This is a genomic window from Nonomuraea sp. NPDC049655 (assembly GCF_044465465.1).
Classification (GTDB): Bacteria; Actinomycetota; Actinomycetes; order Streptosporangiales; family Streptosporangiaceae; genus Nonomuraea.
Map to the genome: position 1 here is coordinate 39,096 of NZ_JBITLS010000028.1, position 7,824 is coordinate 46,919.

At 72.1% G+C, this 7,824-nt stretch carries 9 protein-coding genes; 4 read left to right on the plus strand and 5 right to left on the minus strand.

The features are described 5' to 3' along the window. Positions 1-100: 100 nt before the first annotated feature. The 3 genes from ACIBQ6_RS49960 to ACIBQ6_RS49970 form a co-directional block, all read right to left on the minus strand. Entirely contained in the window at positions 101-1,120 is a 1,020-nt protein-coding gene (locus tag ACIBQ6_RS49960) for a carbohydrate kinase (protein WP_397219532.1), read from the minus strand. Between the two features lie 143 nt (positions 1,121-1,263). Further along, on the minus strand, positions 1,264-1,839 hold the full coding sequence (locus tag ACIBQ6_RS49965) for an SRPBCC family protein (RefSeq protein WP_397219533.1): 576 nt from the start codon (positions 1,837-1,839) through the stop codon (positions 1,264-1,266). After that, positions 1,836-2,150 carry an ArsR/SmtB family transcription factor gene (locus ACIBQ6_RS49970; protein ID WP_397219534.1) on the minus strand — a complete coding sequence of 105 codons (315 nt, stop codon included), beginning with the start codon at positions 2,148-2,150 and terminating at the stop codon, positions 1,836-1,838. The genes ACIBQ6_RS49965 and ACIBQ6_RS49970 overlap by 4 nt, the downstream gene beginning before the upstream one ends. A 442-nt stretch (positions 2,151-2,592) precedes the next feature. Between ACIBQ6_RS49970 and ACIBQ6_RS49975 the strand changes: the two genes are divergently transcribed. Continuing rightward, on the plus strand, positions 2,593-3,273 hold the full coding sequence (locus tag ACIBQ6_RS49975; RefSeq protein WP_358286086.1) for a hypothetical protein: 681 nt from the start codon (positions 2,593-2,595) through the stop codon (positions 3,271-3,273). A 112-nt stretch (positions 3,274-3,385) separates the two neighbouring features. Here the strand turns inward: ACIBQ6_RS49975 and ACIBQ6_RS49980 are convergent, their stop codons facing one another. Further along, entirely contained in the window at positions 3,386-4,198 is an 813-nt protein-coding gene (locus ACIBQ6_RS49980; RefSeq protein ID WP_358286087.1) for an SDR family oxidoreductase, read from the minus strand. Positions 4,199-4,380: 182 nt separating this feature from the next. Between ACIBQ6_RS49980 and ACIBQ6_RS49985 the strand changes: the two genes are divergently transcribed. Together ACIBQ6_RS49985 and ACIBQ6_RS49990 are read left to right on the plus strand one after the other, a co-directional pair. Continuing rightward, complete coding sequence (locus ACIBQ6_RS49985; protein WP_358286089.1) at positions 4,381-4,860, plus strand: helix-turn-helix domain-containing protein; 480 nt, start codon at positions 4,381-4,383, stop codon at positions 4,858-4,860. Positions 4,861-4,889: 29 nt separating this feature from the next. Continuing rightward, positions 4,890-5,696: a GNAT family N-acetyltransferase gene (locus tag ACIBQ6_RS49990; RefSeq protein ID WP_397219535.1), complete on the plus strand. Its 807-nt coding sequence runs from the start codon at positions 4,890-4,892 to the stop codon at positions 5,694-5,696. 15 nt (positions 5,697-5,711) lie between these two features. On the opposite strand, the gene ACIBQ6_RS49995 is transcribed toward ACIBQ6_RS49990, so the two are convergent. Then, on the minus strand, positions 5,712-7,133 hold the full coding sequence (locus ACIBQ6_RS49995) for a PLP-dependent aminotransferase family protein (protein ID WP_397219536.1): 1,422 nt from the start codon (positions 7,131-7,133) through the stop codon (positions 5,712-5,714). Between the two features lie 69 nt (positions 7,134-7,202). On the opposite strand from ACIBQ6_RS49995, the gene ACIBQ6_RS50000 reads away from it, so the two are divergent. Continuing rightward, positions 7,203-7,655, plus strand: a complete 453-nt coding sequence (locus tag ACIBQ6_RS50000) for a carboxymuconolactone decarboxylase family protein (RefSeq protein WP_358286094.1) — start codon at positions 7,203-7,205, stop codon at positions 7,653-7,655. Positions 7,656-7,824 lie beyond the last annotated feature (169 nt).

A 7,824-nucleotide genomic window follows, 5' to 3' on the forward strand; every position in this document is an offset into this window, starting at 1 on the left:
ACGAGGCCCGCCTTCTCCGTCCATCTCGCCTTCTCGTCCACCAGGCCCGCCGCCTTTGGCGGGATCCCGGTCGCTTGCCGGGGTCCCGCGCGGGCGGCGGTCAGGGGGTTGCCAGCGCGTCGGCCCAGGGCGGGTTGGCGCCCGCCACCGAGCACGTCAGCGCCGACACCCGGGCCGCGAACGACGCGGCGGCCACGGCGGTGTCCAGGTCGAGGCCGTCGAGCCGGCCGCCGAGCAGGCCGCGCGCGCCCAGGTCGTGCAGGAGCCCGGCGGTGAAGGAGTCGCCGGCGCCGACCGTGTCCACGACGACGACCTCCGGCGCCCGCACCTCCGCCCGTTCGCCGTCGAGGGACACCAGCGCGCCCGCCGCCCCGCGGGTCACCACGACGAGCCGGGCCCCGGCGGCGTGCCAGGTGTCACAGGCCCGTTCCACCGGCACGCCGGGCATCAGGAAGCGCAGGTCGTCCTCGCTGAGCTTGAGCAGGTCGGCCCACCGGCACCAGCGCTCGACCCGGTAGTCCTCGCGGGCGGCGAGAGTGGGCCGCACGTTGGGATCGACCGAGACCGTGGCCCGCGCGGCGGCCGCGCGCGCGAACTCCTCGACCGCCGCCCGGCCCGGCTCCCTGACCAGCGCCAGCGACCCGGTGTGCAGGCAGGCGGCCGGGCCGAGCCGGGCCGGGGTCAGCTCGTCCGGGCTCCACTGCCAGTCGGCGGTGCCGCCCGCGTAGAAGGTGTAGGCGGCCTGGCCGCCGTCGTCGAGCGCGGCGACCGAGAGCGTGCTCGGCTCCGCGGCCTCGACGGCCGCCGACAGGTCCACGCCCGAGGACGCCAGACGTTCGCGGAACAGGGCGCCGAACACGTCGCCGGAGATGCGTCCGAGGAAGCGGGCCGGCGTGCCGAGCCGGGCCAGCGCCACCGCCGTGTTGGCCGGGCCGCCGCCCGGCAGCACCCGCAACCCGAGCTCGCCGCCCTGCCCTGCGCCGCCCCCCGCGCCGCCTGTGGCACTGCCTGCCGCGGTGCCTGCCGCGGTGCCTGCCGCGGTGCCTGCCGCGGTGCCTGCCGCGGTGCCTGCCGCGGTGGTGAAGCCGTCGGCGACGCACTCGCCCAGAACAGCGATCATCGAGCCTGCCTTCCTGGCGCGCGCCGCCGATGCCGTACGCCCCGGGCGGCATCGACGTCTCCGGATGGGAGCTCATCATCGCAGCCCGGCCGCCTTCTCCGCCCCGTCGGCTCCGGGGCCGCGTCCGGCGTGGTGCGGGCCCGTCAGGAGGTCTGGTCGCCGCCCTTCAGGTGGCCGGGCAGGCCGGTGTTCGGGACGTCGAGCTGCCGGGCGTACCGGTCGTTCAGCTCCGACCAGCCGAAGCCGACCGCCGCAGCACCCCGGATCGGCGGGATCGGCCGCCCTTCGAGCAGCCTGTCGGCCACGTCGAGGCAGAGGTGCCACCCGGCCGCCACCTTCGGCAGCAGGTCGCGGTCCAGGACGGTGTGCCGCAGCGTCAGACGCGTGCCGCCGCCGGTCGCCGTCAGCTCCCACCGCAGCAGGTCGGTGCCGAACGTGTACTCCAGCAGCGTCTGCGGCTGGACGCGGACGACCTCGGCCACCAGGTCCTGAGGCTTCTCGTCGTCGATCATCGTGAGGGTCGCGCCACCGGCCTCGGAAAGATCACGGTCGGCGGTGTACGGCGCCCACGCCGCGAGCTGTCCGGGCTCGGTCAGCGCCCGCCACACCTTCTCCGGCGGATGCCGCAGGTCGCGGACGAAGACGAGGGTCCAGCGACCTTCCGTCACCTCGCTGCCGACCTGGGCCGGCGGGCTCGGGCGGTACGCGTCTGGGGTCATGGCTGCTCCAGGTTGTCGAGATGGCGCTCAAGAGCGTCGAGATGCGTGTCCCACAGGGCCCGGTACGGCTGAAGCCAGTCGTCCAGCGCCTGGAAGGGGCCGGCGTGCAGGCGGTAGATGCGCCGCTGCGCCTCGGTGCGGCGGGTGACGAACCCGGCCTCCCTGAGCACCTTCAGCTGCTTGGACACCGTGGGCTGGCTGACATCTAGCGCCTCGACCAGCTCGTTCACACTGCTCTCGGCCATCCGGAGCCGATCGAGGATCCGACGCCGGGTCGGCTCGGAGAGCACGGAGAACGCGTCGACGGACATGCCTTCATATTCCCTTTCGGGTATATGCCTGTCAAGGAATACATGCCGCGCATCCCTTGTCGGCGACCCCTTCGACGGGCCCTTCGGCGGGCCTTTCGGCGGGCCGCGGAACTCGTCGCGGCTCGCGAGATCCCTTGGGGTCGCGAGGGCCCTTTGGGGCGCGAGGTCTCCTCGGCTGTGTCGCCTCGTCGGATACCTGGCCCGAGAACGGTCGTTCGCCGGCGTCCGGTTCGACGAGGGGCGGGGTCGTCCGGGGGTCCTGCCTCGGGGGCTGCGGGGGCCGGGATTCCGGTCGGGCATGTGGTTTTTTCGTGTCCGTCCGAGGGCTCGCTAATGTTACCTCTTCGTGATGTGCGATGCTGGCGAACGATTTGTCCCGAGAGGGGGTCTCTAGAGGAGATTAGTTGCCCGACTTTTCGTTTTTATCAGGAAAAGTGGGGCAGTGCTGGCCGATCATTCTTGTGGTTACGATTCCTTCGTCCAGTCGTTCTGCGGAGCGGAGGGGAAGAAGGGCGCCATCGATTCCCACGATTTGGCCGAACTCGAAAAGCGCCGAAACGACCCCGACTTCGCCGTGGCGTTCGCCGCCGTGATGCCGCCGCGCCAGCTCAAGAGCCTTCTGGCCGGTCTGCGCCGCGCGCACGCCATCCAGTCCACCAGCCTCGACCGACTGGCCAGGGCGCTGAGCACGCTTCTCGGCACCGCTTCGCGCGCACCCGGCGCGGCCAGGATCTCGACCCCTTACGTTCACCGTCTGCTCGAAAACCTCGATGACCCGGAAACCGGTTTCGCGCTCGGGCAATTGTTGCGATACGGCTGTTTCGCCGACGTGTTCCTGCGCGACCTCGCCTTCAAGGTCTACGACTACGAACGCAGCCAGCCTCCCGTGTCCCCGTACTGGCGGAACCTCCGTCCGGACTCACGGCCGATGTGCGCCATTCCCCTGGACGAACGCGACCCCATGGTGGCCGTCATGGCCGCCCTGTCCAACCACCCCCGGGCCGCCCGCGAATTCCTGACGGACGAACGGCGGGACCCGCTGGAATATCTCCTCTACGAGCGCTTCTGGCCCGGAAGCACCGAGACGTACCTCGACCAGGCGATCGACATCGCGGGCCTCTGACAACCCCGGACCGCAGCTCGCGGTGGTACGACTGCACCCACCGCTCCATGGTCGAGTTCATCCGCGCCCTCACTGCCCCCTCCGCCCGGCGAACGTCTTGGCGAATGTGAACTCAGTCGACGATCGCGCCGCTGGTCAGGTTGGCGATCGTCCCGGTCATGGCCCCCGCTCGATCCGACGCCAGGAACGCGGCCGTCTCCGCGATCTCGGAGAGCGTCGGCAGCCTCTTGAGCAGCGTCCCCTGCGCCATCGCCCCGCCGTCGAGCATCTCCTCGACCGACTGTCCGGCCGCTGCCGCCGCCTGCTCGAAGAGCTCCTTGGTGTAGGAACCGGCGGCCGGCGCGTCGACGACAGCGTGAGGACGGATGCCGATCACCCGGACATTGCGCGGTGCCAGCTCCGCGGCCAGAACCCGGGAGAACGCCTCCTTGCCGGCCGCGCTCACGGCGTGTCCCAAGATGCCGCCAACGGCCAGCTTGGCGCCCGGCTCCGACAGCGTCAGGATCACACCGGGACGCTCGCCCCCCATGTGCCGGGCCACAGCCTTGCTGGTGATGAACAGCGTCCGCAAGAACCCGTCGATCGGCCGCATGAACTCCTCCAGCGACAGATCCGCCAGCGAAGTCCCCTGGTCGTGCTGGACGCTCACGGCGTTCACGGCGATGTCGATGCCGCCGGCCGTCGCCGCGACCGCGGCGGCGTGCTTGTCGACCTCCTCCTGGTCGAGCACGTCGACCCGCGCCGTCTCGACCTTTCCGCCCGCGGCGGCGATGTCACGCGCCACGGCGTCGAGCTTCGCCTGCGTCCGCCCGGCGAGGAAGACCCGCGCGCCTTCCCTGGCGAAGACCCGTGCGATGGCGCCGCCGATCGCGCCGCCGCCTCCGTAGAGCACGGCGTTCTTGTCCTGGAGCAGCAATCCACTCATCGGTGACCTCCACATGATCTTTGTTCCGGACGGGCAGGCGGGCTCGCTGGTCACGCCGTGGTCGCGGCCACGGTCGCGGCCATGGAGCCGTCCGCCGTTCGAGAGCGCACTTGCATGATGCAAGCGACATTAGAGGGGTAGTCTTGCATCACGCAAGTGATCCTCTGGGAGGTGGGGTCGCCATGCTCGGCAAGACCTACGACACGCAGGTGTGCTCGGCCGCCAGGGCGCTGGAGGTCGTCGGCGAGCGATGGAGCCTGTTGATCGTGCGTGACGTGCTGTTCGCCGGAGCGACCCGGTTCGCCGACTTCCAGCGCCTGGGCATCGCGACCAACATCCTGGCCAAACGCCTGGACAGCCTGGTCGACGCGGGCGTACTCGAACGGCGATCGAGCAAGGAGCAGCCCGACCGGGGCCGCTATGCCGCGACCGCGAAGGGGTTCGACCTGGCACCCGTGATCATCGCGCTGACGCAGTGGGGTGATCGATGGGCGGCACCCGACGGTCCGCCCATCCTGTATCGGCACACCGGTTGCGGCGGGGCCATCACCGAGCAGACCACCTGCGGCACCTGCGGCGAGGTCACCGACCTCGGGCAGATCCACGTCGTCCACGGCCCCGGCTTCCCCGAGGCCCTGATGTCCTCCCGGACCCCGCGGTGACACTCCGCTCCGGGAGATGAGGACCCAGCATGAATGATCACTCGCTCGTTGAAGCCGACCTGCTGGACAGGATGGAACGGAACCTGGCGGAACACGCCTGCCACCTGCACCGGAGCATGACCGGCGCGACCGTCACGGAGACCGATGACCTCCTGGTGGCCGACAGCGGCCTGGACGACGACACCTTCAACATCGTCGCCGCGGCCCGCTTCACCGTCGCCGACGCCACGGCCCGCATCAGCGAGACCGCTCGGACGTCGGCTCGCACCGGCCGCCGGTTCTCCTGGTGGGTGGGGCCCGCCTCGACACCGCCGGACCTCGGTGCCCGCCTGACGGCGGCCGGTCTGCCGGCGTCCGAACGCGAGACGGCGATGTGGGCCGAGCTGGACGACGCCCCGGCGCCGCCCGCCGTCCGAGGGCTGGACATCCAGCGGGTCGCCACGCCCGGACAGCTCGCCGACTACGCCACGGTTCTCGCCGCGAACTGGGATCCGCCCGCCGACACCGTCCGCCGCTTCTTCGCCCGGGCCGCCCCGCAGGCGCTGGCCGCGCACTGCCCGGCCCGGTATCTGGTCGGCTACGTGGACAGCCGTCCGGTCTGTTCCGCCGAAGTGTTCCAGCACGCGGGGGTCGCCGGCATCTACAACATCTCCACCCTGGCCGCCCACCGCAGGCGGGGCTACGGCGGCGCCATCACGCTCGCGGCACTGCGTACGGCCCGCGACCGAGATCATCGCATCGCGGTCCTGCAGGCGTCAGCAGACGGCGAGCCCGTCTACCGCCGCCTGGGCTTCCGCCCCTGCGGCCACTTCACCGAACACCCCATCGACCCCTGAACCCCGGGCGCTGGTTCACAGCCTCCTCTCAAGGGCCGGCCTCATCGACTCCGGTGTCACCGGGGCCGGCAGGGCCAGGCACAGGGCGTCCAGCGCGGCGGCGAACGCGTGCTCAGCGGGTGTGCCGTACCCGACGACCAGGCCGTCGCGTGCCGGCATGGCGCTGTCCGGATGGCGGTAGGGACCCAGGCCGTCGAGGGCGAGGCCGAGGCGGCGGGCGGCGCGCAGGGTGGCCTCCTCCGTGCCGGGAGGAAGGTCGAGCACGGCGTGCAGGCCTGCGGCGATGCCGCTGACGGTGATGTGCAGGGCGCGCTCGGCGAGCGTGGCCGTGAGCAGGCTCCGGCGGCGCCGGTAGATCGCGCGCATACGGCGCAGATGGCGGTCGTAGGCGCCGCAGGCGATGAAGTCGGCCAGGGCGAGCTGGTCGGTGACGCTCGACCAGAACTCGCGCGAACCCTTGGCGGCGAGCACGTCGTCCACCAGCCGGGTGGGCAGCGCCATCCAGCCGAGCCGCAGCGATGGGGACAGGCTCTTGCTGGTCGAGCCGAAGTAGACGACGCGGTCCGGGTCGAGGCCCTGCACGGCGCCGACCGGTTCGCGGTCATAACGGAACTCGCCGTCGTAGTCGTCCTCCAGCACCAGGCCGCCTGTGGCGCGGGCCCAGTCGATGGCCGCGGCCCGCCGCCGGGGGTGCAGGGCGCCTCCGGTGGGGTACTGGTGCGCCGGCGTCAGCAGGACCGCCCGCACGTCTGTGGCGGGAAGGTCCTCGATCCGGGCGCCGTGGGCGTCCACGGTGAGCGGGACGGTCCTCAGCCCGGCCTCGGTCAGCAGGGAGCGGTGGAAGGCGAGCCCGTAGGCCTCGACGGCGACCGGGCCGCGCAGCACCTGGCACAGCAACCGCAACCCGTGCGCGTACCCCGAGCAGATCACGATGTGCTCCGCCGTGGTGCGTACGCCTCTGGTGCGCGCCAGGTAGTCCACCAGCGCCTGACGCACCTCGGGCCGGCCGCGGGGGTCGCCGACGCCGAAGGCGTCGCCGGGCGCGGCGGTCAGCGCCCGCCGGGCCGACGTGGCCCAGGCCGAGCGGGGGAAGGCGGCGGCGTCGGGGGAACTGGGCGTCAGATCGTGGACGATCCGCGGGCGGGACGGACGCGCGGGAGCTCGCCGCAGGTCCGGCTCCACCGGCGCGGCGCGGTGCGCGACCTCGGTGCCCGAGCCCTGACGTGCGGTGAGCCAGCCCTCCTCGACGAGCTCGGCGTAGGCGGCGGCCACCGTGTTGCGGGCGATGCCCAGGTCCACGGCGAGGGCGCGGTAGGGCGGCAGCCGGATGCCGGGCGCCAGCCGTCCCGACCGTATGGCCTCGCGCAGGGCACGCATCAGCCGTACGCGGGCGCCGCCGCTGCCGGTGAGCTCCAGATGCAGGTCGCTGCCGCTCACGAATTGGCCCAGGAAAGAGACATGAGAATGCACCATATCGTGGGCCGATCACGCTCCTAGCGTGGTGGCATGACGAACGTTGCCATTGCCGAACGGATGAACCTCTCGCGTGTCGCCCCCAAGGTCTTCAAAGCCGTGCTGGCCCTGGACGCCGTGGCTCGCGAAGGGCTGGACCCCGTGCTGATCGAGCTGGTGCAGATCCGCGCCTCGCAGATCAACCGGTGCGCGTACTGCATCGACTACCACACCGGCGACGCCCGCCGGGCGGGTGAGAGCGAGGCGCGGATCTACCAGCTCAGCGCCTGGCAGGAGGCCGGCCTCTACACCGCGAAGGAGCGAGCCGCTCTGGCGCTCACGGAGGCGGTGACCCTGCTGCCGCGAGGAGTCGAGGACGAGGTGTACGACGAGGCCGCGCGGCACTTCGACGACAAGGAACTGGCCCAGCTCATCGCGCTGATCTTCACGGTCAACGCCTGGAACCGCATGAACGTGACCACGCGCAAGACCCCCGGCACCGAGTAGACCCGCCGTTCCCCGCCGCCGGGGGGGGGGGGGGGGGGGGGGGGGGGGGGGCCGGCCCGCGCCCCCCCCCCCCCCACCCCCCACCCCCCCCCCCCCCCCCCCCCCCCCCCCCCCGCGCCCCCCCGCCCCCCCCCGCCCCCCCCGGCCCCCCCCCATCACTACATCGTGG